General features: G+C 64.6%; 24 protein-coding genes. 9 read left to right on the top strand and 15 right to left on the bottom strand.

Features of this window, described 5'->3' with window-relative positions; all coding sequences use genetic code 11:
- The 3 genes from lipB to sucB form a co-directional block, all read right to left on the bottom strand.
- Positions 1–792, bottom strand: coding sequence for a lipoyl(octanoyl) transferase LipB (gene lipB / locus CH281_RS16955; protein WP_094694897.1), 792 nt, complete (start codon positions 790–792; stop codon positions 1–3).
- A 21-nt stretch (positions 793–813) separates the two neighbouring features.
- Complete coding sequence (locus tag CH281_RS16950; RefSeq protein WP_048318650.1) at positions 814–1,704, bottom strand: TIGR01777 family oxidoreductase; 891 nt, start codon at positions 1,702–1,704, stop codon at positions 814–816.
- Between the two features lie 149 nt (positions 1,705–1,853).
- Complete coding sequence (gene sucB, locus CH281_RS16945; RefSeq protein WP_032387845.1) at positions 1,854–3,647, bottom strand: 2-oxoglutarate dehydrogenase, E2 component, dihydrolipoamide succinyltransferase; 1,794 nt, start codon at positions 3,645–3,647, stop codon at positions 1,854–1,856.
- Positions 3,648–4,025: 378 nt separating this feature from the next.
- Here sucB and CH281_RS16940 point away from each other — a divergent pair, with 378 nt between their 5' ends.
- Entirely contained in the window at positions 4,026–4,367 is a 342-nt protein-coding gene (locus CH281_RS16940; RefSeq protein ID WP_032368429.1) for a hypothetical protein, read from the top strand.
- Positions 4,368–4,415: 48 nt separating this feature from the next.
- Here CH281_RS16940 and CH281_RS16935 read toward each other — a convergent pair whose 3' ends face one another.
- On the bottom strand, positions 4,416–5,939 hold the full coding sequence (locus CH281_RS16935) for a leucyl aminopeptidase (RefSeq protein WP_032368123.1): 1,524 nt from the start codon (positions 5,937–5,939) through the stop codon (positions 4,416–4,418).
- A gap of 129 nt (positions 5,940–6,068) precedes the next feature.
- Between CH281_RS16935 and gcvT the strand changes: the two genes are divergently transcribed.
- Both gcvT and CH281_RS16925 read left to right on the top strand, forming a co-directional pair.
- Positions 6,069–7,169 carry a glycine cleavage system aminomethyltransferase GcvT gene (gene gcvT / locus CH281_RS16930; protein WP_094695341.1) on the top strand — a complete coding sequence of 367 codons (1,101 nt, stop codon included), beginning with the start codon at positions 6,069–6,071 and terminating at the stop codon, positions 7,167–7,169.
- Between the two features lie 41 nt (positions 7,170–7,210).
- Positions 7,211–8,314 carry a branched-chain amino acid aminotransferase gene (locus tag CH281_RS16925; RefSeq protein ID WP_027497396.1) on the top strand — a complete coding sequence of 368 codons (1,104 nt, stop codon included), beginning with the start codon at positions 7,211–7,213 and terminating at the stop codon, positions 8,312–8,314.
- Here CH281_RS16925 and CH281_RS16920 read toward each other — a convergent pair whose 3' ends face one another.
- Genes CH281_RS16920 through CH281_RS16905 form a run of 4 tightly spaced genes read right to left on the bottom strand, consistent with a single transcriptional unit; the run spans position 8,315 to position 11,392 of the window.
- Positions 8,315–9,076: an adenosylcobinamide-GDP ribazoletransferase gene (locus CH281_RS16920; protein ID WP_094652568.1), complete on the bottom strand. Its 762-nt coding sequence runs from the start codon at positions 9,074–9,076 to the stop codon at positions 8,315–8,317.
- A gap of 2 nt (positions 9,077–9,078) precedes the next feature.
- Positions 9,079–10,161 (bottom strand): nicotinate-nucleotide--dimethylbenzimidazole phosphoribosyltransferase, encoded by a 1,083-nt coding sequence (gene cobT, locus CH281_RS16915; protein ID WP_094694895.1) that lies wholly within the window; start codon positions 10,159–10,161, stop codon positions 9,079–9,081.
- On the bottom strand, positions 10,158–10,727 hold the full coding sequence (gene cobU, locus CH281_RS16910; protein ID WP_094694893.1) for a bifunctional adenosylcobinamide kinase/adenosylcobinamide-phosphate guanylyltransferase: 570 nt from the start codon (positions 10,725–10,727) through the stop codon (positions 10,158–10,160). The genes cobT and cobU overlap by 4 nt, the downstream gene beginning before the upstream one ends.
- 5 nt (positions 10,728–10,732) lie before the next feature.
- Entirely contained in the window at positions 10,733–11,392 is a 660-nt protein-coding gene (locus CH281_RS16905; protein WP_027497392.1) for a DUF3043 domain-containing protein, read from the bottom strand.
- A gap of 100 nt (positions 11,393–11,492) precedes the next feature.
- Between CH281_RS16905 and CH281_RS16900 the strand changes: the two genes are divergently transcribed.
- The 3 genes from CH281_RS16900 to CH281_RS16890 all read left to right on the top strand — a co-directional run bounded on the left by CH281_RS16900 (position 11,493) and on the right by CH281_RS16890 (position 14,076).
- Positions 11,493–12,572 (top strand): glycerate kinase family protein, encoded by a 1,080-nt coding sequence (locus tag CH281_RS16900; protein ID WP_094694891.1) that lies wholly within the window; start codon positions 11,493–11,495, stop codon positions 12,570–12,572.
- 60 nt (positions 12,573–12,632) lie between these two features.
- Entirely contained in the window at positions 12,633–12,998 is a 366-nt protein-coding gene (locus tag CH281_RS16895; protein WP_027497390.1) for a HesB/IscA family protein, read from the top strand.
- 103 nt (positions 12,999–13,101) lie between these two features.
- Positions 13,102–14,076: a carbohydrate kinase family protein gene (locus CH281_RS16890; RefSeq protein WP_094695340.1), complete on the top strand. Its 975-nt coding sequence runs from the start codon at positions 13,102–13,104 to the stop codon at positions 14,074–14,076.
- Between the two features lie 90 nt (positions 14,077–14,166).
- Here the strand turns inward: CH281_RS16890 and asnB are convergent, their stop codons facing one another.
- Positions 14,167–16,095 (bottom strand): asparagine synthase (glutamine-hydrolyzing), encoded by a 1,929-nt coding sequence (gene asnB, locus CH281_RS16885; protein WP_027497388.1) that lies wholly within the window; start codon positions 16,093–16,095, stop codon positions 14,167–14,169.
- Between the two features lie 222 nt (positions 16,096–16,317).
- Between asnB and ctaC the strand changes: the two genes are divergently transcribed.
- Both ctaC and CH281_RS16875 read left to right on the top strand, forming a co-directional pair.
- Positions 16,318–17,397 (top strand): aa3-type cytochrome oxidase subunit II, encoded by a 1,080-nt coding sequence (ctaC, locus tag CH281_RS16880; protein WP_027497387.1) that lies wholly within the window; start codon positions 16,318–16,320, stop codon positions 17,395–17,397.
- Between the two features lie 18 nt (positions 17,398–17,415).
- A complete protein-coding gene (locus CH281_RS16875) occupies positions 17,416–17,832 on the top strand; it encodes a cytochrome c oxidase subunit 4 (RefSeq protein WP_027497386.1) in 417 nt (138 codons plus the stop codon).
- A gap of 114 nt (positions 17,833–17,946) precedes the next feature.
- Here CH281_RS16875 and CH281_RS16870 read toward each other — a convergent pair whose 3' ends face one another.
- Positions 17,947–18,912: a helix-turn-helix transcriptional regulator gene (locus CH281_RS16870; RefSeq protein WP_094694889.1), complete on the bottom strand. Its 966-nt coding sequence runs from the start codon at positions 18,910–18,912 to the stop codon at positions 17,947–17,949.
- A gap of 96 nt (positions 18,913–19,008) precedes the next feature.
- Here CH281_RS16870 and CH281_RS16865 point away from each other — a divergent pair, with 96 nt between their 5' ends.
- Positions 19,009–19,374 carry a VOC family protein gene (locus tag CH281_RS16865; RefSeq protein WP_032387838.1) on the top strand — a complete coding sequence of 122 codons (366 nt, stop codon included), beginning with the start codon at positions 19,009–19,011 and terminating at the stop codon, positions 19,372–19,374.
- A 114-nt stretch (positions 19,375–19,488) separates the two neighbouring features.
- On the opposite strand, the gene CH281_RS16860 is transcribed toward CH281_RS16865, so the two are convergent.
- The 5 genes from CH281_RS16860 to ctaE form a co-directional block, all read right to left on the bottom strand.
- Positions 19,489–19,764, bottom strand: coding sequence for a helix-turn-helix domain-containing protein (locus CH281_RS16860; RefSeq protein WP_032368116.1), 276 nt, complete (start codon positions 19,762–19,764; stop codon positions 19,489–19,491).
- A gap of 306 nt (positions 19,765–20,070) precedes the next feature.
- The gene (gene qcrB, locus CH281_RS16855) at positions 20,071–21,825 is read right to left on the bottom strand and encodes a cytochrome bc1 complex cytochrome b subunit (RefSeq protein WP_094694887.1); all 1,755 of its coding nucleotides are present in this window, start codon (positions 21,823–21,825) and stop codon (positions 20,071–20,073) included.
- A complete protein-coding gene (qcrA, locus tag CH281_RS16850; protein ID WP_230074373.1) occupies positions 21,822–23,015 on the bottom strand; it encodes a cytochrome bc1 complex Rieske iron-sulfur subunit in 1,194 nt (397 codons plus the stop codon). Before qcrA ends, qcrB begins: the two co-directional genes overlap by 4 nt.
- Entirely contained in the window at positions 23,012–23,860 is an 849-nt protein-coding gene (gene qcrC, locus CH281_RS16845) for a cytochrome bc1 complex diheme cytochrome c subunit (RefSeq protein WP_027497381.1), read from the bottom strand. Before qcrC ends, qcrA begins: the two co-directional genes overlap by 4 nt.
- Before the next feature lie 83 nt (positions 23,861–23,943).
- The gene (ctaE, locus tag CH281_RS16840; protein ID WP_027497380.1) at positions 23,944–24,555 is read right to left on the bottom strand and encodes an aa3-type cytochrome oxidase subunit III; all 612 of its coding nucleotides are present in this window, start codon (positions 24,553–24,555) and stop codon (positions 23,944–23,946) included.
- Positions 24,556–24,582: the final 27 nt, after the last annotated feature.

The following is a 24,582-nucleotide window of genomic DNA, read 5'->3' as shown; positions in this document are numbered from 1 at the left end:
CTACGCGCCGAACCGAACCGTCGTGAATTGCGGGTTCACCGTCGCGGTGGTGATCTCCGGGTGCTCGAGGTCGTGCTCTCTGACCGGCATCGATCCGTCCAACGCGGCCAGAACTGCCGTCGTGACCGACTCGAGTACCTCGTCGACCGGGACGTCTCGCCCCAGCTCGAGCGACAGCGACGTCACACCGGCGTCGGCGATTCCGCACGGCACGATCGCGTCGAAACCCGTCATCGCCGAATTGCAGTTGAGGGAGAAGCCGTGCAGGGTCACGCCGCGCTGAACTCGCACGCCGATGGCCGCGATCTTGCGTTCGGGTAGAAGCACGCCGTCGCGAACCTCGGACGCGAGCCACACCCCGGACCTGCCGTCCACCCGCCCGCACGCGATGCCGTGATCGGACACCACGGAAATCAGCGCTTCCTCGATCCGGCGGACGTACTTGACGACATCGATCGGCTGCGCCAGCGCGACGATGGGGTAGCCGACCAGTTGGCCCGGCCCGTGCCAGGTGATCTTGCCGCCGCGGTCCACTTCGACCACAGGAGTACCGTCGCGCGGCATGTCTTCTTTCGAGGTGCGCCGCCCCGCGGTGTACACGGAAGGGTGCTCGAGCAACAGCAACGTATCCGGGCCCCGATTGTCGGCGCGGGCGTCGGCCAGTTCCCGCTGGAGAGCCCACGCCTGGGTGTACTCGACGGTGCCCAGCTCTCGCACGACGACCGGTTCGCTGCTTGCCCGAGCCGAGTCGGTGCCGGTGGCCGGAATCGACGGGGCGTTCACGTCACTCATGAACCGAGACGCTACGCCGGGTCATGAGCCGACAGCCACCCGCAGTGCCTCGCCCACGGTGTTGTGCTCGAAGGTGTAGCCGGCATCCTCGAGTGCCTTGGGAATGGCTCGCGGCCCGGTCAGGATCGCCTCCTCGGCAAATTCACCGATGACCGCTTTCAGGGCGAATCCGGGCACCACCCACGGGGCCGGACGATGCACCGCTCGCGACATCGCGCTGTTGAACTGGGCGTTGGTCACCGGAGTCGGACCCACCATGTTGACCGGTCCGCGCAGCGAGTCGTTCTCGATACCGTGCACGATGGCACCGATTTCGTCTTCCAACGAAATCCAGGGGAAGTACTGTCGGCCACTGCCCAATCGACCACCGAGCGCGAACAGGTACAGCGGGCGCAGCTTGCCCAGCATGCCGCCGCGCTGCGACAGCACCACACCGCTGCGCAACAGAATCGTGCGAACACCTGCCTCCGACGCCGCAGACGTGGCGTTCTCCCAATCGCGGCACACCTCGGCGAGGAATCCGTCACCGACCGGAGCGGTCTCGTCGACCACGCGGTCGCCGGTGTCACCGTAGAAATTGACGCCGCTGGCATTGATCAGGGTGGGGACACCCGCGTCCGCCGCAGCCGACGCGATCACCTCGGTGGGCGCTATGCGACTGTCGCGCACCAGCTGCTTGTACGCACCGGACCATCTCTTGTCGCCGATACCGACACCACACAGATTGACGACCGCATCGGCACCGGCCAGCACAGCGGGGTCGATACTGCCGTGCGACGGGTCCCACTGCGACTCGTCCGGTCCCGCCGGTGAGCGTCTGACCAGTCTGGTGACGTCGTGGCTGCGGCCGCGCAGAGCTGCAACGAGAGCTGTGCCGATCAAGCCTGATGAACCTGCAATGACTACGCGCATGTGAACGAAAGCCTCCTTGACGCACTCCGGGGCACCATTCGCGAACGAATGATGCCCCGGATGCTCTGTCCGTGCCCCTGGTGAACGAGACCCCGATGCGAATGTTTCGCGCTACTACGAGAATACGTGGCGCGACACTCGCCGGTTGTCTACAGACCCAGATCGGCCTCGAACGATGCCACTTCGAGACGCTGCTTGATGGTCGTCAGGAAGCGTCCTGCGTCGGCTCCGTCCACCAACCGGTGGTCGTAGGTGAGCGGCAGGTAGCACATCGAGCGAACACCGATCGACTCGTTGCCCGAGTCGTCCTTGACGACGACGGGACGCTTGACGATCGCACCCGTACCCAGCATGGCCGCCTGCGGCGGAACCAGGATCGGGGTGTCGAACAGCGCGCCCTGGCTGCCGATGTTGGTGATCGTGAACGTGCCACCGGACAGCTCGTCGGGCTTGAGTCCACCCGAACGTGCGCGGGTGGCGATGTCGTTGATCGCCCGCGCGAGTCCGGCCAGCGACAGGTCGCCGGCGTTGTGGATGACGGGGGAGAGCAGGCCCTGCTCGGTGTCCACGGCGATGCCGAGGTGGACATCGGCGTGGTACGTGATCTCCTTGGCGTCCTCGTTGATGCTGGCGTTGACGTTCGGGTGAGCCTTGAGTGCTTCTACGACCGCCTTCGCGAAGAACGGCAGGTACGTCAGGTTGACGCCCTCGTTCTCGGCGAACTTCGCCTTCGCCTTGGTACGCAGGCCGGCGATCTTCGTCACGTCGACCTCGAAGGTCTGCGTCAGCTGAGCAGAAGTCTGCAGCGACTCACGCGTCTTCTTCGCGGTGATCTGACGAATTCGGTTGATCTTCTGCGTGGTGCCGCGCAGGTGTGCGAGCTCGGGACGAACTCCCGCTGTCGCCGGTGCTGCGGGCTTCGACGCTGCGGCGGGTGCCGCGGCCTCGGCCGGAGCAGCGGGAGCCTTCTTGGCCTCGGCTGCAGCGAGAACGTCCTGCTTGCGGATGCGTCCACCCACGCCGGTGCCCTTGACGGACGACAGATCGACGTCGTTGTCCGACGCCAACTTGCGGACCAGAGGAGTGACGTACGGGCTCGAATCGCCCGACGGTGCCGATTCCTTGGCGGGAGCGGCCTTGGGAGCCTCCTGCTTCGGTTCGGGCTTCGGCTCGGCCTTGGGAGCTTCCTTCTTGGGGGCTTCCTGCTTCGGCTCGGGCTTCGGCTCTTCCTTGGGCTCTTCGGCCTTCGGGGCCTCGGGCTCCGGAGTTGCCTCGGGCTCGGGGGCCTTCTCGGCGGGCGAGCCGGAGCCGATGACTGCGAGCTGGCCGCCGACGGCCACGGTGTCGTCTTCCTCGGCGGAGATCTCGAGCAGGGTGCCTGCGACCGGAGACGGAATCTCGGTGTCGACCTTGTCCGTGGACACCTCGAGAAGCGGCTCGTCCACTGCAACCTCGTCGCCGACGGCCTTGAGCCAGCGGGTCACGGTGCCCTCGGTGACGGACTCACCCAACTCGGGCATCGTCACCGGGGTGCCGGATCCGGACGAGTCGGAGGAGCTGGAAGAGGCACTTGCTGCGGGAGCTTCCTGCTCGGCCTGCGGCTCGGGCTCGGCTGCGGGAGTGGGCTCCTCGGCAGGCTCCTCCGGTGCCGACTCCTCGGCGGGAGCGGCGTCCTCGGCCGGGGCGTCGGACGAGGAAGACTCGTCCGCGTCACCGATCTGAGCGAGCTCGCCACCGATCTCGACGGTGTCGTCTTCCTGAGCGACGATCTTGGTGAGAACACCGGCAGCAGGCGACGGGATCTCGGTATCGACCTTGTCCGTGGAGACTTCGAGCAATGGCTCGTCGACTTCGACGGTGTCGCCTTCTTGTTTGAGCCACCTCGTGACAGTTCCCTCGGTGACACTCTCACCGAGAGCTGGCATCTGGACGGAGAAGGCCATGTCTGTTGACTCCTCGACAGTTGTATGCGGGTGATGTAGTTCTTACGACTTGTGGTCGCAGACCATTGTGCTGGCGGAACAGGGTTCATGGACGAGAGTTGGGTGATTCGGTTCGACGGAGGCACCGGTGCGATCGACACTCACCGAGCACGTTCGGCTCGATCCAGCGCCCACGTCGACACTCCCTCTCGGCAACTCACTTACTCACTTCACGAGCCTTGGTTCACAATCAAGAGAGCTGAACCCTCTAATGTCATCCTTCCATTGATGTCGCCTCGCCGTTCCCCTAGGGCGTGCAACACGCCTGTCGAACTGGTGGGTAACAAAGATCCGGCACCGAAACTCGGACTTCGCCGGCCGTACGAAAGAGGAGTTCGCGTGGGATTGTTCGATCGATTCAAGTCGAGCGGCGGGGGCGCGAAACGGGCACCCGAAGGCTCGGTTGCCCAGTACCTGGCCGATTGGACCTCGGCGCGAATCGGCGTCGAGGCCTACGTGGAACCGAAAACGACGGTCACGCCGCTGACGGTGGTTCTGGTCGCGAACGACGGTGAGTGGACGCGTCGACCGCTCGATGAAAAATATGTACGAAAGATCGGATCGGACCTGAAGATTCCGGTGTACGACGTCCGCAAGACGGGCTATCCGCAGCGGATGCGTGATCACGACGCTCGGCAGAAGATCGTTCGGCAGCGCGAACAACAGCAGCGCGACAGCTGACGCCGTCCGTGCGCGAGGGCGTGGGCCTCGCGCACGGACGGGAGACGATCAACCGTTGTCGGCGATGTCCTCGAGAACCGCGAACATGGTTCGGACCGGAACCCCGGTGCCGCCCTTGCCGGTGTAGCCGAACGGACCACCGGTGTTGTATGCCGGGCCGGCAACGTCGATGTGAGCCCATTCCACGCCGTCGGCGACGAATTCCTTCAAGAACAGAGCAGCGGCGAGCATGCCACCTGCTCGACCGTTGGTGACGTTCGCGAGATCTGCGATCTTGGAGTCGAGTTCGCGGCGAATCTCCTTCGGCAACGGCATGGCCCATCCGTTCTCGCCGATCGCCTGCGAGATTGCTGCGACGCGGTCGCGGAAGTCGTCGGTACCCATCACGCCGGGAGTCCTGTTGCCGAGTGCGACGACCTGAGCGCCCGTCAGCGTCGCGGTGTCGATCAGGTAGTCCGGATCGTCCTCGCAGGCCCGCACGATCGCGTCGGCGAGTACCAAGCGGCCCTCGGCGTCGGTGTTGATCACCTCGACGGTGATGCCGCCGTACTGGGTGAGCACATCGCCGGGGCGCTGGGCGGTGCCCGACGGCATGTTCTCCGCCATCGGGACGGTGGCGATGACGTCGAGCGGCAGACCGACCTTGGCGGCGAGCACCACCGTGGCGATGACCGCTGCCGCACCGCCCATGTCCGAGGTCATGTTCTCCATGCCGGCAGCAGGCTTGATGGAGATGCCGCCGGTGTCGAACGTGATTCCCTTACCGACGAGGGCAACCTTCTTCGCGCCGCGCTTGCCTCCCGAGTGCGTCAGGCGCACGAGCCGAGGCAGTCGGGACGATCCCTTGCCCACTCCGTGAATGCCGCCGTAGCCACCCTTCTCGAGGGCTTTGTCGTCGAGAATCTCGACCTCGAGGCCGGCCGCCTTGCCCAGCGCCTTGGCCTGAGCCGCGAACTCCTCCGGGTAGAGATGGCTGGGCGGAGTGTTGACGAAATCCCTTGCGACAGCCACTGATTCGGCTATCGCGATCGACCTCTCCAATTCGCGCTTGGCATCCTTGGAGCGAGTGTCGGGCACCAACAACTCGATGCGAGTCACCGGAAGCGCAGACGGCTTCGGTGCCGAGAGAGCCGACTTGAACTCGGCGAACTGGTACGCGCCGAGGAAGAAGCCCTCGGCAGCCGCACCCAGATCGAGCGCCGAGAGCGTCGTGGCCGCCGTCTCGACACCGGACAGCGCGCGAGCCGCGGTGCCGGCCGAGTGACGAATGCGTTCACTGTCGATGTCGGCGGCGTTGCCGAGGCCCACGGCCAACACACTCGCCACGGCCAGACCGGCCGGAGCCGGAATACGCACTACTTCGTCGGCCTTGCCGGTGGCACCGACGGCTTCGAACGCGTCGAGCAATTCGGTGGCGATCGCATCGTCGGAAATGTCGTCGGTGATGGAGAGTTCGAGGCCGTCGTCACTCGTGCTCAATGCGACGACGAGTACGTCGACTTTCTTACCGAGCTTGCCCGCGAGAACCAGGTCGGGTCCGAGAGTGCGGGTGAGCGTCGAGGGGGAAGGCACGTGGCTGCTCCTGTAGGGGTTGACGTGTATGTCCCTCGATCCTAATGACGGTCGGCGGCGTCGACGATCGAGGGACGTACCGGGGCGACCGACCTGAGACGCTCCGCAAGGTGAGCTAGCGTGGCCGCCATGACCGACACCGAGTTGATCGAAGGACCACTCCACGCCGTGCACACCGAACTCGGCGCGACGTTCGCACCGTTCGGTGGATGGACCATGCCGGTCTCGTACGCCGGCGTCGTCGTCGAGCACACGGCAGTGCGTGAAACGGTGGGTCTGTTCGACGTCGGCCACCTCGGCAAGGCGTCGGTGACCGGCCCCGGGGCCGCCGCATTCGTGAACTCCGTCCTCACCAACGACCTGGCCAGGATCGAACCGGGCAAAGCGCAATACACGCTGTGCTGCACCGAGTCCGGTGGCGTCGTCGACGACCTGATCGCCTACTTCGTCTCCGACGAGGACGTGTTTCTGGTACCCAATGCTGCGAACACGGCAGCTGTGGTCGACGCGATGGCTGCCGCTGCCCCCGCCGGGGTCTCGGTGGTGAACCGGCACCGCGAGTTCGGAGTGCTGGCCGTGCAGGGGCCCAAGGCGTCCGAGGTTCTGCAGGAACTGGGTCTACCGACCGATATGGACTACATGGCATTCGAGGACGCCACCTGGAACTCGCTGCCTGTCCGGGTCTGCCGCACGGGTTACACCGGCGAACAGGGCTACGAGCTGATCCCGTCTGCCGACGACGTGAAACCGTTGTTCCTGGCGCTGCTGGCTGCGGTGCGGTCTCGGGACGGTCAGGTGTGCGGACTCGGAGCGCGCGACACGCTGCGCACCGAAATGGGGTACCCGCTGCACGGACACGAACTGGCGCAGGACATCTCGCCCCTCGAAGCACGATGCGGCTGGGCGATCGGGTGGAACAAGGACTCGTTCTGGGGCAAGGACGCATTGACCGCCCAGAAGGCAGACGGTCCGGCACGGATTCTGCGCGGGCTCAAAGCTCTCGATCGCGGCGTTCTACGCCCCGGTCTCACGGTGCGCGCGTCGGGACGCGATCTCGGAACGACGACTTCCGGCACTTTCTCGCCCACTCTCAAGGTCGGTATCGCCCTTGCACTCCTCGACGCGCAGGCCGCTCCCGCGGTGGGTTCGGAGGTCGAGGTCGACGTTCGAGGCCGCGCCCTGCGCTGCGAAGTGGTCGCACCGCCGTTCGTCGTCGCCAAGACCAGGTGACCGCGTGAGACCGCCACGAACCCCACGATAGGATTCCCGGCATGACAGGTGTTTCCGAATTCACGTACGTGCAGCATCCTTCGCCCGCAACCTCCGCGGCGCGTGACGCGGTACTTGCTGCGCCCGGATTCGGAAAGCACTTCACCGACCACATGGTCAGCATCGACTACACCCGCGACGGCGGATGGCACGACGCGAGGATCACCCCGTACGGTCCGATCGAGCTCGACCCCGCGGCGATGGTCCTGCACTACGGCCAAGCGATCTTCGAGGGCCTGAAGGTCTACCGCCAGCCCAACGGCGATCTGTCCACCTTCCGGGTGCAGTCCAACGCCGAACGATTCCGTACCTCGGCCAAGCGGCTCGCCATGCCCGAGATGCCGGACGAATTGTTCATCGGCTCGATCGAGAAGCTGCTCGAGCTCGATCACGAGTGGGTCCCCGCAGCGGGCGGCGAGGACGCGCTGTACCTGCGTCCCTACATGTTCTCCACCGAAGCCGGTCTGGGTGTGCGCCCCGCCGACGCATATCGCTACATGCTGATCGCCTCACCCGCAGGCGCGTACTTCCCACGTGGCGTCAAACCGGTGAGCGTGTGGTTGTCCACCGAATACGTCCGCGCAGCACCGGGCGGCACCGGTGCCGCGAAGTTCGCAGGCAACTACGCCGCCTCCCTCCTCGCGCAGGCGCAGGCCAGCGACGAGGGCTGCGATCAGGTGGTGTGGCTCGACGCCACCGAGCGCCGCTACGTCGAGGAGATGGGCGGCATGAACCTGTTCTTCGTCTTCGGCTCGGGTTCCGACGCTCGGTTGGTGACGCCCTCGCTGTCCGGGTCGCTGCTTCCCGGAATCACGCGCGACTCGCTGTTGGCCTTGGCGACGGACTCCGGCATCCCCGTCGAGGAACGACGGATCTCCACCGACGAGTGGCGCAAGGGTGCCGAAGCGGGCGAAATCACCGAGGTGTTCGCTTGCGGCACAGCAGCTGTCATCACCCCGGTGGGCAGCGTCAAATCCACCGACGGTTCTTTCGAGATCGCAGGCGGAGAACCCGGTGAGATCACGCTCGCACTGCGAGACACCCTCACCGGCATCCAGCGCGGCACCTTCGCCGATACCCACGGCTGGATGACCAAGCTCCGCTGATCAGCTGCCGATCAACAGGCCCACCGCGGCCGACGCCGTAGTGGTCTCGATTGCGGCACCGAGAACATCGCCCGAGAGGCCACCGAAGCGTCGGACGCAGTGTCGAACGGCAAACACCGACAGTGTCAGGACCGCGACGACGACCAGCGGCCCTTGCCAGGGTCGATCGGGTTGCGCGAAGACCGACGCTGCTGCTGCCGCAATGACCCACAGCGTCAGGACGGCGTTGGACTGCGTTCCGGCCACGAGCGCACCGAAGCCGCCTGACGTCGATGCGTCGATTCCCTTGCGGCAGGCCAGGACTGCCGCCACCCGGGCAGTCACCGCGACCACGACGACAGCCCACCACAGTCGCTCCTGCGCGAGTTGACCCAGGCTCGCGGCCTGAATCGCCGACGTCAGAGCGATGGCCGCCACCCCGAACGGTCCGGCACTACCGGACTTCATGACCTCCCGCGCACGTTCGGGCGGGCCGTAACAGCCGAGCCCATCGGCGGTGTCGGCCAACCCGTCGATGTGCATACCGCGCGTCAGCAGCGCGGCGGCGGCAACGGCGATGAGGCCGCACAGGATTGCCGACAGCCCGGCAACCGTCGTCGCCCACAGCAGTGCCGCACACACGCACCCGAGGACGAGACCGACCAGGGGAGCGTGCGCTATCGCGCGACCGGCGCGGACCCTGTCGACCTGCGACGGGCCACGCACGGGCAGCACCGTCAACCACGAGAACGCGAGCACCAGACCCTCGGCCCGCAGCCTCACGGTCAGCGGACTTCGGGGTCGCCGGTGCTGACGCCGGCGTCGGCGAACGTCGCCATCGAATTCAACGTGTCGACTCCCGCACGAACGAGCGGCAACGCCGCCAACGCGCCGGAGCCTTCACCGAGTCGCATCGACAGCTCCACCAACGGCTCGAGTCGCAAGTGCCGCAAAGCAAGTGAATGGGCGGGCTCGGCCGAACGATGCCCGGCGACCCACCACGCGCTGGCACCGGCCGCACCGTCCTCCGCCACCAGTGCTGCTGCTGTGACGACGAGACCGTCCAGGATCACCGGGGTACGCCGATGCGCCGCCTGCGCGAGGAAGCCGGCGAGGGCGGCGATGTCGGCGCCACCGGCCACCCGCAGCAGGTCGGTGGGATTCTTGGCGACCGGCCGAGCCCGCCGCATCGCGTCCCGGATCGCAGCGGTCTTCCTGATCCACCCGGCGTCGTCGATTCCGGTGCCGCGGCCGACGGCAGCGACCGGTTCGGTATCGGTGAGGGTGGCGATCAATACGGTTGCGGGCGTGGTGTTTCCGATGCCCATGTCGCCTGCGACGAGAAGGTCCGCACCAGCGTCGACCTCCTCGTCCGCGATGGCAGCGCCGGCGGCGACGGCGGCGCGCACCTCGTCCTCGCTCAGTGCGTCCTCGCGGTCGATCGAACCACTCGAGCGCCGAATCTTGAAGGCGGACACCGACGAATCGGTGTCGGCGTCGACAGCGATGTCGACCACTCGAACAGTGGCCCCGGCGATGGTCGCGAGGACGTTGACCGCAGCACCGCCCGCGCGGATGTTCTCGACCATCTGCGCCGTGACCTCGGGCGGGTACGCGGACACTCCATGAGCGGCGACGCCGTGGTCGCCGGCGAAGACGACGACACGGACGCGCTCGAAGGACTTCGGCGGACTGACATCTTGGCAGGCGGCGATCCACTCGCCGAGCGTCTCGAGACGGCCGAGGCTCCCGGCCGGCTTGGTCAACCGACCTTGCCGCTCGGCAGCTTGGTACCGCGCGGAATCGGACGGCGAGGGCACCGGTCGAAACGGTGATGGTGCCGGATTCTCGTCCACAGGAGTTGTCACACTGGGCCTTTCGCGGTCAGGGAATCCGCCGGTGGTTCTTTGAGGGTCAGCGCGAGGCCCGCGACGACCAGCAGAACCCTGTCACACACGTGCGCGAGACGCGCATTGAGGACACCGAGCTCGTCACGGAACAGTCGACCCGAACGCGACTCGGGAACCACGGACATGCCGACCTCGGGGCTGACGATCACGAGAGTCGACCTGCAGTCCGAGACCGCCGCGACCAAGTCGTCCACGGCCGGAGCAATCGTCCCGCGAGGCAGGTCCCAGGCCGCTGCGTCGTCGAGCATTCCCGTCAGCCAGGTGCCCAGATCGTCGACCATCGTGGTGCCGCCCCAGGGCTGAGCCATCACCGTCGCCAGCCCGGTGACGGTTTCGACCGTGGTCCACTCGGGCGGACGCGACGCACGATGGAGTTCGATGCGCTGCTGCCAGTCTTCGTCGGACGCATCGCGCTGTCCGGTCGCGACGTAACGGACCGGGCGGGTCGTGACCAACGATTCTGCGTGCGCGGACTTACCGGATCTGGCTCCGCCGAGGACGAGCGTTCGAGACGGCACGGCCACCGACGTCAGACAGCCTCGCCGGCGCTCACTCGCGGCTTGGGGGCACGCATCTTCCGAATCTGCGACGCCCGTACGAAGGCGTACCAGCCGATCTTGAAGCCGCCGTCGGGAGTGTCGGGGAACCGGACGCGAATGCGGTTGTTGATCATCTTGCCGAGGTAGATGCCCTCGCCGACCATGAACAGCATCATCACGAACATGCCGAGAGTGACGTACTGCTGTACCTGCGGCTGCAGAAACAGCGCAAAGATGAGAATGAGAGCGAGCGGCATGAACAAGCCGACAAGATTGCGCCGCGCATCGACGATGTCGCGAACGTAGGCACGCACCGGGCCCTTGTCGCGAGGCAGCAGATACTTGTCGTCGCCCGCAAGCATGCGCGCCCGACGCTCCGCAGCTGCCGCACGCCGTTCGTTCGAGGCAGCCTTACGGTCTTCCTTGCTGCCCTTGTTCGCCTTGCGGCGCTCTCGTGCCTCTTTGCTCGTCAGGGGAGCCGGAGCGACCGGTCCGCGGCGGCGGGCCTCGGCGTCACGGCGCTTGGGGGTCGGTCGGCCTTTGCCGAGAGACACCGGCGAGGTCGCCTCGCCGGCGGACACAGTCGACTCGGGCTCGTTCGAGTCCTGTCCGTCCGAATTGTCAGAGTTTCCACGGCGTAGCAGCTTCACGCAACCAGAGTATGGGATGAGCGGAGGCACTCGAACACCGGCCAGGTCAGCGGCGCAGCACCGGATGCTGTTCGGGCACTGCGGTCCTACACTTCCGAGAATGCGAGTGATGATTGCGCCGGACTCCTTCGGGGACACCCTGACTGCCGCAGATGCAGCCGCCGCCATTGCCAGAGGATGGGCGGGCGTCCGGAGCGGTGACGAGCTGGAACTGGCACCCCAATCCGACGGTGGACCGGGGTTCGTCGAGGTACTGGCCTCGCGCATCGGCACAATCCACGTCGCTGACGTGGACGGACCGCTCGGGACGCCGGTGCAGGCCCGCTGGCTGCTCGACGGCACGGTGGCGTACATCGAATCTGCTCAGGCCTGCGGGCTGCACCTCGTCGACGGTCCACTGACTCCGCAGTCGGCATTGAAGGCGAACAGCTACGGCGTCGGACAGCTGCTGAGCGAGGCGTTGAACAGTGGCGCCACGTCGATCGTCGTCGGACTCGGCGGGAGCAGTTGCACCGACGGCGGACGAGCGATGATCCGCGCACTCGGCGGGCTGGGGTCGGCAATCGAACGGTTCTCGGGAATCGACCTCGTCGCCGCGTCGGACGTGGAGAACCCCCTGCTCGGCGATGCCGGTGCTGCTCGGGTGTTCGGGCCGCAGAAGGGCGCCGACACCGAGACGGTCGAGCGACTCGAAGAACTGAACGCCGACTGGGCTGCCGTTCTGTCGGCTGCGGGCCACGATGTGGCAGACCGTCACGGTGCGGGTGCCGCGGGCGGGATGGGGGCGGCCCTGTTCGCGCTCGGTGGCAGGCAGGTGCCGGGTGCTGCCGTCGTGGCGGAACGAACCGGTCAGCGGGAACTCCTGGACTCCGTCGACCTTGTGCTGACCGGCGAGGGAAAGTTCGATTCGCAGTCGCTGCGAGGCAAGTTGGTGACCAGAATCGCCGCTGCAGGCGGTGCCACCGGAATCGAGACCGTGGTGCTCGCCGGCCAGGTGACGTTGAGCAAGGACGACTTGGCGTCGGCCGGTATCTCGGCCGCTCACTCGATCAGCGAGTTCGCCGGGTCTGTGGAGGTGGCCATGACCGATGCGGCCAATCAGCTCGAGAAGCTGGCCGCGCACGTGGCGAGCAGTGCTGTTGCCGGGCCCTCGAACAGGGGCGGCGCGCGCAAGGAATAGAGCAACCCGGAGTACGGTTGGGTTTGTTCACGGGTTTGGTACGACTGATAGGGAGAGCCCATGACCGTTTCGAATGAGACCACAACGACCGAAACCACGGCGCACAAGGTCACCATGACGGAGACCGCTTCGGCCAAGGCCAAAGCGTTGCTGGATCAAGAGGGCCGCGACGACCTCGCGCTGCGCATTGCTGTACAGCCCGGTGGGTGTGCAGGACTGCGTTATCAGCTCTTCTTCGACGACCGAAGCCTCGACGGCGACCTCGCGGTCGACTTCGGCGGCGTCACCCTCGCAGTCGACCGGATGAGCGCTCCCTACGTGGAGGGTGCATCCATCGACTTCGTGGACACGATCGAGAAGCAGGGCTTCACGATCGACAACCCGAACGCGACCGGATCGTGCGCGTGCGGCGACTCGTTCAACTGAGCTGACTCGCTCTCGACTGTGACCGATACACGTATTCGTGTATCGGTCACAGTCGTGTCTGCTCGTCGGTCATCCAGAACTTCACTCCGAAAGGCTCTTCTTCGTGACTCTCGCGGTATCCGGCTCGATTGCAACCGACCATCTGATGCGATTCCCCGGTCGGTTCGCCGAGCAGATCGTCGCCGATCAGCTCGCGAACATTTCGCTGAGCTTCCTGGTGGACGACCTGGTCATCCGTAAGGGGGGAGTGGGCGGAAACATCGCCTACGCACTCGGGGTCCTCGGCGGCTCTCCGCTCCTCGTCGGAGCCGTGGGGCCGGACTTCGCCGAGTATCGGACCTGGCTGGAAGAGCACGGAGTCGATTGCAGTGGCGTCAGTGTGTCTGCCACCGCGCACACAGCACGCTTCGTCTGCACCACCGACGAGGACATGGCGCAGATCGCGTCGTTCTATCCCGGTGCCATGAGCGAAGCCCGCGACATCTCCATCGATGCGCTGGCCGCGCACCACAAGCTCGATCTCGTGCTGATCGGGGCCAACGATCCGGATGCGATGACCGCCCACACGGACCAGTGCCGCGCGGCAGGTGTTCCCTTTGCCGCCGACCCGTCCCAGCAACTCGCGCGACTCGACGCCGCACAGGCCACCGACCTGATCGACGGGGCGGCCTACCTGTTCACCAACGAATACGAATGGGCACTGCTCAAGCAGAAGACCGGGATGTCCGACGCCGATATCGCGGACAAGGTGGACCTGCGGGTCACCACGCTGGGCAAGCGGGGCGTGGACATCGTCGAAAAGGGTGGGAAGCACACCCACATCGGTGTCGTGCCCGAGACGAGCAAGGTCGATCCCACCGGAGTGGGCGACGGGTTCCGTGCCGGGTTCCTCACCGGCCACCTCGCCGGAGCGAGCATCGAACGAGCTGCTCAACTCGGTTCTCTGGTTGCCGTGCTGGTCCTCGAGACCACCGGAACGCAGGAGTGGAGCCTGAACCGCGACGACGCGATCAAGCGCCTGAGCGCGGCGTACGGTGCCGAAGCCGGCGAGGAGATCGGCGCGCTGCTGCCCGCCTGAGCTCGCCTTCTCTCAGCGGGATCAATGCGGCTTTGTTGCAATCTGAGCGACTGAAATCCACATTGATCCCGGGGGAGACGGGTGTACCAGTCAGATGTTGACCGGGTACTCCGGCTCGGCGATCTGCGGCACGATGCGCTTCTCCACGAAGATCCCGTGCCACACCATGAAGATGAGCAGCGTCCACAGGCGACGGCTGTGATCCGATTTGCCTGCCCGATGGTCGTCGAGCATGGCGACGATGGCTGCCTTGTTCAGAAGGTGATCGGTCTGTGACTCGGCGATCTGCTGGTGAGCCCAGTCGAAGAGTTCGGTACCGCGCAGCCAGTGGCGCAGTGGCACCGGAAAACCGAGCTTGGCGCGGTGCAGCACATGACCGGGAACGATGCCTTCCAGCGCCTGGCGCAGCGCGTATTTGGTAGTGCTCTTGGTGATCTTCTGCTCCAACGGCAACTTCTCTGCCACGCGATAGACCTCGGAATCGAGGAACGGGACGCGCAGCTCGAGCGAGTTCGCCATGGTGATCTTGTCGGCCTTGACCAGAATGTCGCCGCGAAGCCAGGTGAACAGATCCAGATGCTGCATACGAGCCACGGGATCCCACCCCTGCGACTGCGCGTAGATGGGCGCGGTGACGTCCTGATGCGTCCACTCCGAACGGAACTCACGCAGCACCGATCGCAACTGCGCGTCGTTGAAGCTGCGTGCGTTGCCGTAGTAGCGCTCCTCGAGGGTCATCGATCCTCGGTGCAGCAAGCTCTTGCCGCGCGTGCCTTCGGGAATGCGCTCGCTCAACGATCCGGCTGCGCGGCGTAGAAATGCGGGTAGAGACTCGAACGGCTTCAACGACAGCGGCTCGCGGTAGATGGTGTAGCCGCCGAACAGTTCGTCCGCACCCTCTCCGGACAGCACGACCTTGACGTGTTTGCGAGCTTCTTTGGCGACGAAGTAGAGCGGTACGAGCGCCGGATCGGCCACCGGGTCGTCCAGGTACCAGACGATCTCGGGAATGGACGCCGCGAACTCTTCCGGTCCGACCACTTTCACGATGTGCCGAGCACCTATCGCGGCTGCCGACTCCGCTGCAACGTCGACCTCGGAGTAACCCTCGCGCTCGAAGCCGGTCGTGAAGGTGATCAAGTTCGGATTGTGTCGAATCGCCAGTGCCGCGATGGCCGTGGAATCGATGCCGCCCGAGAGGAAGGAACCGACGGTCACGTCGGCTCGCATGTGCTTGGCGACCGAATCTTCGAGCGCCTCGGCAATCTCCTGGTAGCGAGCCTTCTCGCTGCCGGGAGCGAAAGGCTTCACCGGGAACGTCGGTGTGAAGTATCGGGTGATCTTCGGCGGCGTACCGGGGGAGAGGGTGGCGTAGCAACCCGACTCGAGCCGCCTGATCCCCGCGTGCAGCGTCTCCGGTTCCGGGACGTACTGAAGCACGGTGTAGTGCTCGATGGCCCGCGGGTCGAGGTCGAGATCGACGCCCAGCAGCTCCATCAGTTCGAGAACGCTCTTCTTCTCACTGCCGAACGCGGTTCCACCCGGGCCCGTGGCGTAGAACAACGGCTTGATGCCGAAGGGATCGCGCGCGATGAACATCTCGCGAGTCTCGGTGTCCCAGATGGCGAAGGCGAACATTCCTCGCAGACGTTGCACGGCGGAAGCGCCCCAGTAGTGAAATGCCGCGACGATCGACTCGCTGTCACCTTCGGTGGCGAATTCTGCACCGTGATCGCGCGCGAGCTCCGCACGCAACTCGAGGTAGTTGTAGATCTCGCCGTTGAACACCAACGCGTACCGGTCGGGTGAACCCGGAGGTCCCCACCGCATCGGCTGATGCGAGTGTTCGATGTCGATGAACGAGAGTCGATTGAAGCCGTATACGACGTCGTCGTCGTGCCAGGTGCCACCGGGCTCGTCCGGGCCTCGATGGCGCATGCAGTGAGTCGCCGAGCTCACCAGCTCGACGCCGGCGGCGGTCGTTCCGTGAGATGTCAGTACTCCGAGCAGTCCACACACAGCGTCTGCTACCTCTTCTCGCAGTTGGGGACAATGCCGGGGGCCGGATCTCCGCGTGTCGTCAGCGGGACGGTCGATCAGCAACCGAGTATGCCGCAGACACGCTCGAACCTAGGTAACGACCCAAGGGTGGCTCCGCGTCAGCTTTGGTCTACGCTGCGTAGTACTCGGGCATCTCCATGTGGAAGCCCTTATTCTTCAGTGGTGGGCAATCAGGAAGGCGTGAACGTGGCGCATAGTCGGATCCTTCGGCGAGCGGGGCTGACAGCATTTCTCGGTGTAGCCGCGTTGATGCTGTCGGGCTGTTCCATCAGCAGTGACAACGTACTCAATTTCGGTTTCGCCTCGGGCGTCACTCCGCAGGGACGACGCATCGGCGACCTGTGGACCTGGTCGGTCATCGCCGCCCTGGTCATGGGCATCGTCGTGTGGGTCTTGATCTTCTGGGTGGTGCTCTTCCACCGTAAGAAGAAGAGCTCCCCGGAGTTCCCGCGTCAGACCGCGTACAACGTTCCGCTCGAGCTGTTCTACACGGCGGTTCCGTTCGTGATCATCGCCGTGCTCTTCTACTTCACCGTCGTGGTGCAGAACTACGTCGACGAGAAGCAGGCAGATCCCGACGTCCAGGTCGACGTGACCGCATACCAGTGGAACTGGAAGTTCGGATACCGGACCATCGACCTCAAGGACGGTGCTGCCAAGTACGAGGGCACCGACGAAGAGGAGCAGGCCGCCGCAGAAGCCGCCGCAACTCCCGGTGAAGGTGCCGAGGGTAGCGAGGACGGCGAGTTCGTGCCCGGCGCGATCCACGGTGCCATTCCCCAGGATCTGTCCTACCTGCACTACAACAAGATCGAAACGGTCGGTTCCAGCGCCGAGATTCCGGTGCTCGTCCTTCCCACCGGAAAGCGCATCGAATTCGTGCTGGCATCCTCGGACGTCATCCACGGCTTCTGGGTTCCGGAGTTCTTGTTCAAGCGCGACGTTCTCCCCAACCCTGAGGAGAACCATTCCGACAACGTGTTCCAGATCAGCGAAATCGAGCGCGAAGGTTCGTTCGTCGGTCGATGCACGGAGATGTGCGGCACGTTCCACTCGATGATGAACTTCGAGGTTCGCGCCGTGTCCCCGGACAAGTTCGAGCAGTACATCGAGCTGCGCAAGCCGTTGTCCGAGGGTGGCGAAGCGCTGACCAACGCGCAGGCACTCGAAGCCATCGGCGAGAGCCCGCTCGCAACCAGCACCTCGCCGTTCGAGACCGATCGCACCGTCCGTACCGCCACCGTCGCCGAAGGCAACTGACCAAGGAAGCATGCTGATATGAAAATCGAAGCGAAGATCTTCGAGATCCTCACGGTCTTCTTCCTCCTGGTCGGCATCGTGTATGCGCTGTTCACAGGATTGAGCCGAACCGGCGTCGAGTGGGCAGGCGTCACGGCGATCTTCCTGTCGGTCGGCCTGACGCTGATCGTCGGAACGTACTTCCGATTCGTCGCTCGACGGCTCGACACTCGGCCCGAAGACTTCGACGACGCCGAGGTAAGTGACGGCGCAGGCGACCTGGGCTTCTTCAGCCCCGGCAGCTTCTGGCCGTTCGTGCTGGCCGTAGCGGCGTCGATCACCGCTCTGGGCTTTGCCTTCTTCCAGCCCTGGTTGATTGCTCTGGGCGTCGTGTGCGTCATCGCCTCGGCCGCTGGATTGGTCTTCGAGTACCACATCGGTGCCGAACGCCACTGACCTGTAGACACCCGAAAAGGGCCCCGATCGTTCACGAGAGCGATCGGGGCCCTTTTCTGTGCTGGAACGTGCACACCGGGGACATCGCTCGAGTGCAGGGGCATTCCGACCGGGTCAGCCGGCGGGGGTCGAGTGCTTTTCGGCCAGAACTGTGGCGAGCTGACCGATGCGTTCGCGAGCTGCGGCTGGTGTGAGTACTTCGATGTGATCGCCGAATTGAAGTAGTTGACGTACCGACTCGATATCGGGATAGCGGACGACGACGGTGCACCAGCCGTCTTTCGCGGCGGAGACCTCGTGGATGCGACCGGCGAGTACCCGTCGAGCCAGGTCGAGGCCTTTCTCCGGCAGGCGGACGGTGACGCTCACGTGACCTCGTCTCTCGGTGCGACCTTTCAACGCTGCCCATTTCGTGCGGAGGGTTTCCCCGGGTTGAACAGCAGCTGGTGCGGCGAGTTGTTCGTAGGTCGAGAGCCGTTCCAGCGCGAACAGTCGACCGTCTCCCTGGTCGTCGGCGACGAGATACCAGCGACCTGATTTCGCTACGATCCCGTACGGGTCGACCACCCGCGTCGAGGCCTGATTCTCGGCGCTACGCCGGTACTGGATTTGCAGTCGTCGTCGGCGTCGAAGTGTCGAGGCCAGGTCCGATACGTCGATCGCTGTTTCCGAGTCGGCGAACCATGCGGTGCTGTCGACCAGTACCAGGTCCGCCAGACCCAGCATGCCCGGTATATCCGGTGCCGCAGCCTGCCGGGCGGCGATCTTGCGCGCGGCCGACTCCCATACCGCAGACAGCCCCGAACGTTCGAGCTGCGCGCTGTCCAAACCGGCTATGGAGAGGGCCTCGAGTTCTGGTGGATCCAGATGGGATGCGTTGAGTCGTGCATTGGGGAGCAAGACAATCCCGCCGTTCCGTCCGCGTTCGGCATAGACGGGCACACCAGCCGCCGAGAGCGCCTCGACGTCTCGCAGCACAGTGCGCCGAGACACTTCCAGACGGTCGGAGAGCTCGGTAGTTGTCATGCGCTGACGGGTCTGTAGGAGCAGCAAGATATGCAGCAGCCTCGAAGCCTTCATGCGGACCGATGTTGGCAGACAAAGGTGACAGGTTCTGTCGCGATGAGGCGATTGGATGGTTCGGTATCGATACGACATCCACTCGAGGAGCCCTCCATGCCTGCACCGAACCTGTTCTTGATCGGCGTCCGGGAGACCCAGGCCGCCACCGCCTTCTACAGCGACCTGTTCGAGATCGAACCGACTTTCACCAGTCCCCACTATGTTGCTTTCGACGTTGCCCCCGGTGTACTGCTCGCGTTGTGGACGGGCTACGCCGAGCACTCTGTACCGAGCACACCCCGCATGAGCGAGATCGGACTCATGGTGCCCGGCCCCTCGGAAGCAGTCGACGACATATTCACCGATTGGGTCGCGAAAGGAGTTGCCGTAGTGCAGAAGCCACACGACGCCGTCTTCGGCCGCACTTTCGTGATCGCGGACCCCGACGGCAACCTCATCAGGGTCTCGCCGATCGACTGAGAAGCACCACGCCTACCTACTGCGGGTCGGTGAGAGACCGGCCGCACCCCGGTCTTTCGTCATGGACTGGAACGCATGAACGTCCCGGAAGACCACGGCGCGGATCCGAACCAGTCAGGACGCGTCTGCCTCCCGCAGGGTCGACGACGCATCCGCCGTGGATTCGAGCAGTGCATCGAGTGAGATCTCCAACGCAGTGCACAGTGCGGCGACGGTAAAGAATGCCGGGGTTGCGATACGCCCGGTCTCGATTTTTCTGAGCGTTTCGACGGAGATGCCGGCGGCGTCGGAAACCTCGGTCATGGTCCGGCTACCCCGGAAACGGCGCAAAGCTGTGCCCAAGCGAGCACCACGCGCGAGTTCACCGGGACTGAGTGGGATACGGACCATACACCGATACTAATACCGGTCGAGGCCGACCGGGCCGATGCTCGTCACCGATGGGTCTGCAGGCTACCGGCAGGTGAGTGCCGACTCCGACTCGAGCATTACCGCGCTCTGAATCGGCAGTCCTCGGGCGGGGGAGGGGAGTGGAGCCTGTGAGAGTTGCGGCCTCCGTTCACAGGACTCCCGCGGACCGATGGAGATCCAGCCGGATCGTCTCCGGACATGTGTCGAGCGGGTAGCACCGCCACCACACGAAGAAGGGCGGCACCGTTGCCGGTGCCGCCCTTCAGCGGAATGCGTTGTCAGGACTCAGTGATCGCGATCGCTGTCCTGACGACCCGAAGAAATCGAGGTGTCTTCGTGCCCGTTGGCATGGCCGTTGCCGTTGGCGTGGCCATTGGAATGACCGTTGCCGTTGGCGTGACCGTTGCCGTTCGAGTGGCCATTGCCCAGAATGCCCGCCTGGTAGTTGCGAAGCATTGCCAGCTGCTCGTGCTCGCCCTTGTGGAGTGCATCCTCGAGGGCCTTGCTCTGCGCAACGGGGTCCGGGGTGAACAGTGAACCCGAGCCGGGCTTGCCGGCAGAACCGAGCTTGTTCATCTTCTTGGGGACCGCTGCACCCTGGTAATCGAGCGGGATCGGGTGACCGTGATCGTCGACCGGTCCGAGCGGCTGGTGGATTTCCACGTACTGGCCGTGCGGGAGTCGCTTGATGATTCCGGTTTCGATGCCGTGCTCGAGAACTGCCCGGTCGCTGCGCTGTAGGCCGATGCAGAACCGGTACGCGACGAAGTATGCGATCGGCGGAGCAATGAGCACTCCGATTCGACCGATCCACGTCATCGCATTGAGCGAGATGTCGAACTTGTACGCGATCAGGTCGTTGACGCACGAGAGCGTCAGAACGACGTAGAAGGCGATGGACATTGCGCCGATTGCAGTACGGACCGGCACGTCGCGGGGACGCTGCAGCAGGTTGTGGTGTGCGTTGTCTCCGGTGAGACGCTTCTCGATCCACGGGTAGGCAATCATCACGGTGAAGACGAGGCCCATGATCACGGCCACCCAGAAGACTGCAGGAATCGTGTAGCGACCAGCGATGTAGATGTCCCATGCCGGCCACAGACGCGCCAGGCCGTCGGTCCACATCATGTAGAAGTCGGGCTGCGAACCTGCGGACACCTGAGACGGGTTGTACGGACCGAGCGCCCAGATCGGGTTGATCTGCAGCAGTCCGCCCATGGCGGCGATCACGCCGAACGTCACGGCGAAGAACGCGCCGGACTTGACGGCGAAGACCGGGAGGATACGAACGCCGACGACGTTGGTTTCCGTACGACCGGGTCCGGGGAACTGCGTGTGCTTCTGGTACCAGACCAAAGCCAGGTGAGCTGCGATCAGCGCCAGGATGATGGCCGGTAGCAGCAGCACGTGCGCCACGTACAGGCGAGGAATGATGATCGTGCCGGGGAAGTCCCCGTCGAAGATCAACCAGTGCATCCAGGTGCCGACGATCGGGATGCTCATCGTGATTCCGGAGAACGCGGCGCGGAGGCCGGTGCCCGAGAGCAGATCGTCGGGGAGCGAGTATCCGAAGAAGCCCTCGAACATCGCCAGGATCAGCAGCAGGCAGCCGATGACCCAGTTGGCCTCACGGGGACGACGGAACGCACCGGTGAAGAAGATGCGCATCATGTGCACGATGATCGACGCGGCGAACATCAGTGCTGCCCAGTGGTGGATCTGGCGCATGAACAGACCGCCGCGCACCTCGAACGAGATGTCGAGTGCTGTCGCGTAGGCACGTGACATGGTCACGCCGTTCAGCGGGGTGTACGCGCCCTGGTAGACGACCTCGCTGAGCGAAGGATCGAAGAACAGGGTGAGGAAGACGCCGGAGATCAGCAGGATCACGAAGCTGTACAGCGCGATCTCACCGAGCAGGAACGACCAGTGGGTGGGGAACACCTTGTTGATCTGGCGGCGCAAACCTGGTGCCAAGTGGTAACGACTGTCTACGTCGTCCGCCTGCTTGGCGGCGAGGGTTTGCAGTGAAGGACTCATGAATCACGCTCCGGTCGACGTTCCCAGAAGGCGGGACCCAGTGCTTCGTGGAAGTCGTGCTGTGCCACTAGGTAACCCTCCTCGTTGACTGTGATGGGAAGCTGAGGCAGCGCGCGCGCAGCCGGTCCGAAGATCGGCTTGCCGTACTCGAGCGCGTTGAACTGCGACTGATGGCAAGGGCAGAGAATGCGGTTGGTCTGCTGCTCGAACAACGATGTCGGGCAACCCAGGTGCGTGCAGATCTTGGAGTAGGCGTAGTAATCGCCGTAGTTGTAGCTCTCCTGGCCCTTGCGCTTGATGACCGTGCTTGCGTCGTCGGGACGCAAACGGATGAGCATGACCGCGTTACGGATACCGCGGAGTGACATGAGCAGGTCGTGCTCGCTCTCGCGGTCCGCCTCGCGGAACGGGAAGACAGTTTCCATGGCACCAGCGTCCAAGTCCTCGGGCCGTACGAGAACAACATCTTCCGGTCGCCCGGTGTCTCGTCGGAGGTAGATCGTCTCTCCATCGTAGCGAGGCGTCCAGCCGGATACCCACAACGGAGAATCTTCGCCCTTGGCCCACGGATTCTTGATGAGGCCGCCGAGGGGGAGCAGTGCCATGACGCCGAGAGCGCCGCCGCCGAACAGAAGCGAACGCTTGATGACCTTGCGTCGTCCGATGGTCGACGTGTCGAGCGAATCGCCCAGCTCGGCGACCAGCGTTTTGCGGTCCGTTTCCGACGAGCTTCCGTCGTGGCGGTCCTGGATGGAGACCTCTTCGGGGATGAACTTCTTGGTGAACTGCACGGCACCGACGCCGACGGCGAGGATCGCAAGACCCATCGTTCCGCCGATCAGCGGCGTGTACAGCGAGTACAGGTTGTAGTTGTCGTCACCGATGCCTGCGTACTGCCAAGGCCAGAAGAGGTAGACGCCGATGAACGCGACTGCCGACAGGCCGGCGATGGCAAACCAGATCGCCACGCTGCGCTCTGCGCGCTTCTCGGCGCGAGTACCTTCCACAGCCCAGCGATTGCGACGGAATGCGACATCCACACCGTCGAGATTGGTGCCGAGTTCGACCAACTCGTCCCGGCTGAGCGCTGCCAACTCCTCGTCGGTGTACTTCTTGTCGGGATTCACACCCTCGGCATTGGTGCCGTCGGTGTTGTCGGCGTCCTTACGGCCGGAATCGCCGTCGCTCATGATCTAGCTCCGATCCACAATGTTGCGCCGACGACAGCGGCGATTCCGACAACCCACAGGGCGATCATCTCGGTACCGGGACCGAAGCCACCGAGACCCCAGCCGCCTGCAGCCTTGGTTTCCTGGGCCGACTTGACGTAGGCGATGATGTCCGACTTCTCCTCGATCGTCAGCTGACGGTCGGAGAACTTGGGCATGTTCTGCGGACCGGTGACCATCGCGGTGTAGATCTCCTGCTCGTTGGCAGGCCCGAGGTCCGGCGCGAACTTGCCCGACGACAGTGCGCCGCCCTGGCCGGTGAAGTTGTGGCAGGACGCGCAGTTCAAGCGGAACAGCTCGCTGCCTCGGGCGATGTCGTCGCCGCGAAGCGACTCCTGCGCCACCTCACCGTTCTCGTCGAGAATGACCGTCGGGCCGCCGCCGTTGGCCTGGATGTAAGCACCGAGCGCGTCGATCTGCTTGTCGTCGAACTTCGGCGGCTTGCGCAGTGCCTGTGCCTCGTTGCGAACAGCCGGCATACGGCCACTCGACACCTGGAAGTAGACGGCAGCTTCACCGACACCGATGAGACTCGGTCCGCGATCCTGAACACCCTGCAAATTGGCACCGTGGCACGTCACGCACGACGTGTCGTAGAGCTGCTTGCCTTCGCGGATCAGCGCCGCCGAATCGGTATCGGCTGTTGCAACCTGGGGTGTAGGCGTCAGGGCCGACGCGAGGAAACCCGCGCTCAGAAGGCCCATCATCAGAACGAGTGCACCGGTGACGCGTCGACGCGTCTTACGCTTGCGTCGCGCCTTCGAGGCCGAAGTGTCGTCGGTTGCTGCTGGGGGAGATGTACTCATCTTCTATCCCTTGTCGTGTCGGGACGGGCCGAACGTCGGGGGCTGAATCCGTTCGCTCGATATCTGTGGCTTGCTGACTGTCACTAGCGGATGAAGTAGATCGTCGCGAAGAGGGCAATCCAGACGATGTCGACGAAGTGCCAGTAATACGAAACGACGATGGCGGCGGTGGCCTGCGCGGGCGTGAACTTGCTGACCAGGGTTCTGGTGATCAGGAAGACGAAGGCGATGAGTCCGCCGATCACGTGCAAACCGTGGAAGCCGGTCGTGATGTAGAAGACCGAGCCGTACACGCTGCTCGAGAGCGTCGTGCCCTCGTGGACCAGGTGGTAGTACTCGTATCCCTGACCGGCGACGAAGAACGCGCCCATTGCCAGGGTGACGATGTACCACCGACGAAGCCCGAACACGTCGCCACGCTCGGCAGCGAACACGCCCAGCTGGCAGGTGAACGAAGAAGCGATCAGCACGGCCGTCACCGGAACAGCCAGCCCGAGGTTCAGCTCGGTCGGCTCCGGCGGCCAGTTTCCATTCGCCTGCGCGCGTGCGACGAAGTACATCGCAAACAGCCCGGCGAAGAACATGAGTTCACTCGACAGCCACACGATCGTGCCGACGCTGACCATATTGGGACGGTTCAGCGAGTGCACGCGTTGGGTGATTGCCGATCCTTGAGTCCCTACAGCGCTCGTCACAGAAAGAAGTATGACCCGTCGTAGTAC

It is taken from the genome of Rhodococcus sp. 06-221-2 (assembly GCF_002258365.1).
Classification (GTDB): domain Bacteria; phylum Actinomycetota; class Actinomycetes; order Mycobacteriales; family Mycobacteriaceae; genus Rhodococcoides; species Rhodococcoides fascians.
This window is presented reverse-complemented; position numbering and strand designations above follow the sequence as displayed.